This is a genomic window from Methylomonas sp. BG-2, assembly GCF_057766305.1.
The window spans coordinates 1-2,674 of record NZ_JBYMAP010000365.1 but is presented as its reverse complement, the minus strand read 5'-3'; the positions used below and the strand labels follow the sequence as shown (position 1 = coordinate 2,674).

The 2,674-nt window shown below is 58.8% G+C and carries 3 protein-coding genes; all 3 read right to left on the bottom strand.

Going from position 1 to position 2,674, the window contains the following annotated elements; translation table 11 throughout:
• Positions 1–695, bottom strand: a 695-nt coding sequence (locus AC3B8H_RS20185; protein WP_488443313.1) for a hypothetical protein, incomplete at its 3' end; no start/stop codon positions are given.
• A gap of 36 nt (positions 696–731) precedes the next feature.
• Positions 732–1,604, bottom strand: coding sequence for a hypothetical protein (locus tag AC3B8H_RS20180; RefSeq protein WP_488443312.1), 873 nt, complete (start codon positions 1,602–1,604; stop codon positions 732–734).
• Positions 1,605–2,213: 609 nt separating this feature from the next.
• The coding region (locus AC3B8H_RS20175) for a hypothetical protein (protein WP_488443311.1) at positions 2,214–2,674 on the bottom strand (461 nt) is incomplete at its 5' end.

Genomic DNA, 2,674 nt, shown 5'->3' with positions numbered 1-2,674 from the left:
GCGCTGATCGCGCTAGTGCTGGCCTCGGTGGTGACGCCAAAATTACCGGCGACCAAACTGACGCCGTCGCCGCTGACCGAAAAGCGAAAGGTGCCGCTTCGACTTTCCGAACCCTGGGATGGACTGAGATAGGCGCTCTTGCTACTGCCGCCACTAGCGCCGTTTTGGTCGGTGTAGCTGCCTGACAGGTTGATGCTGGCGTAGCCGGTGGCGGATAACTGATTGACGAAGTCCACGCCGCTGACTTCCAAGGTCCAATCCACCGAGATCAGCGCGATACCTTTCCCGCGCATCTCGAAACTGCCTTGGCTAGAGGCCTGGGCTACCGCGTTATTGTCGCTGAGCACATCGCTTTGGGCCTGGGCTTGCACGAGCGTGTTGCCGCGCTCGGCGTGGCTGCCGGAATAGCTGCTGCTACTCACGGAGCTAAGCTCGGTGGTGAAATCCTCGACGCTTTGGTTGTCGGAGCCGCCATTCGCCTGATCCGTGAACGCACTGGTATTCACACTGCCAAACGGCGCAACCCAGCTAAATTGCGGGGTGTCGAGTCCGCCGGATAAATCGATAATCTCCACGTCGAGCGTGTTCCAATGGGCGGTAGCCGTGGCGACGACCGCCGCGCCGGCGGTTTGCGGCCCCATGCTGAGTGCAAGCAGGCCGAAAGCCCATACGGGCTTGAAAGCAGTAAATTTCATATGATGGTTCCTGATGGACATGTTGGAATGCAGGGACTAGTCCCGCGCGATGTAACGGCCAGTTGGGCTGAAGCGTTGCCGGCGGGAAATGCCCGTCAAGCCCAGCAAGCTCGAAGCGAACAGCCAAACCGCGGCCGGAACGGGTACCGGAGTAGTGGGCGTTATCAAAGGATTAAGCGAGAAGTGGCCAACGACGCGGGTGTCGCCTTCCAACTGAAAGAATATTCGCGCGTACAGCGAGTCGCCGAACTTGAAATCGGCATCGATGCTCAACAGTCCGTTATCCGGATTGATGCCGAAAACCGGATCGATCAGTTCGAAAAATGTGCCGATCGCCGGGCCGGCATTGCTGCCGATATACCAACTCTCGGTTTCGCCGCGATGCTCCAACGTCAGGCCGCGCATCCAGATTACGCCGGAAGGTGAGATGAAATCGCTATGCAGGCGTAGCGAACCGCCCAGCGCAATCGTACCGACACCGGTGGTCGGGTCGAAATCGGTGGGGTGATAGCCCGCCGCCCAACCGGCGTCCAGGCCCGGCTCCAGCGAATCGACCGCCATGGCCCAGCCGCCGGCCGGTTGCGCCGCCGGGACTTGCTGAGCGGGATCCAACACCCGCCATTCGGCGACCGCCGCTGGACTGGAGGTACCGTCGGCAATCCTGGCATCGGTTGCCAACCACCAGGGTTGTAAGGCGGCCGGCACGCTATTGTCGACAAACAACTGCGGATAAGCCCAACGCCGCCCGGCGATATCGGCGGTGGGTATACGTTGACCGCCGTAGATTTCCTGGTTTTTTACGTTTCTATAGCTTTCCAGCGGTTTCAGCGTCGCCCAGGCCGCCTGATCGTAACTGAGATGGGCGATGCCGCCGATGGAGCCTTCCAAAGCCTGGGCATTGCCAGACACGGCGATTGTCGCCAAGGCACCGAAACACAGTCGCCGGACTGTGCTAGACGGGGCGATGCCTAAAGTATTCGTTGTCATAATGTTTACTCGAGTAAAGACGTTTTTAGGGGAAGTCGTAAGTTACTAACGGAAATAGCCATTAGCGCCATTCAATAGGCATTAACTATGCCGTTAGAGCGTAGAGCTGCTTTGCTTTGGATTTCGCCGCTTTACTAATTGATTTTATTGGGCTGTTTTCTTAGTGTTGGCCTCTTTTCTCGGCCGGCATCTAGGCGCCGTTCCGGTCTAGCCGAAACAAAACTGCGGCATATCACGGAGGCTGAGGGATATGCCTTATTTCCGGCGATTGCCGATCGCGAACGGCTAGTTGCCCCGGAACATGAAAAACAGCGGCGCGGAAGGGGCTTGAGCCGCAATTTCGGAAGCGCCGGCACCGAAGTCACCGGGCCGTGGGGCAGGGCATTTGTAGGAACGCCCCTGGTATTGATGATTTAGCGCCGAATGTGACTGAGTGGCGCTTTGGTTTGGTCGAGGGCGATAACCCGCGCGATCGTCGCCGCTAGCGTGGTCGAGATTCAGCCGACGCGAAACGACGAGATGCAGCTGTGCTCAGCCGGCGCACATGGCTTTGCAGGAAAATCGGAACACCAACAGAATGGCCCAAATCAGCGCCAAACCCGGCGGGAGGATGTTCAACGGCAACGCGCCGGCCCAATGGGTCCATCGTAGATTGAGTTGACGGTTGGGCGTGGTTGCGCCGATCAGCGGAATGGAGACGCCCGCCGCGGCGTTGATTCGCCGGGTCAGTCTGGCCCGCTCTTCCGCGAGTGAACAGGCGACCGACTCCGCCGCTTTCGCCGAGAAGAACACGAGAATGCTGGACACCAATCCGAACAGCGGCATCGCCCAAAGCAAAAACTCGAAATCTCGCCGCGCATGCACGCTTTGGGCTGTGACCAGCACCGCGTGCGTCGCCAGACAAAACGTCTGCGACATATAAAACCACGAGAGTCGATTCGAGATCCATTGATGCTCAGCGGCCATGATCTGCTCGACATACTGGGCTATCG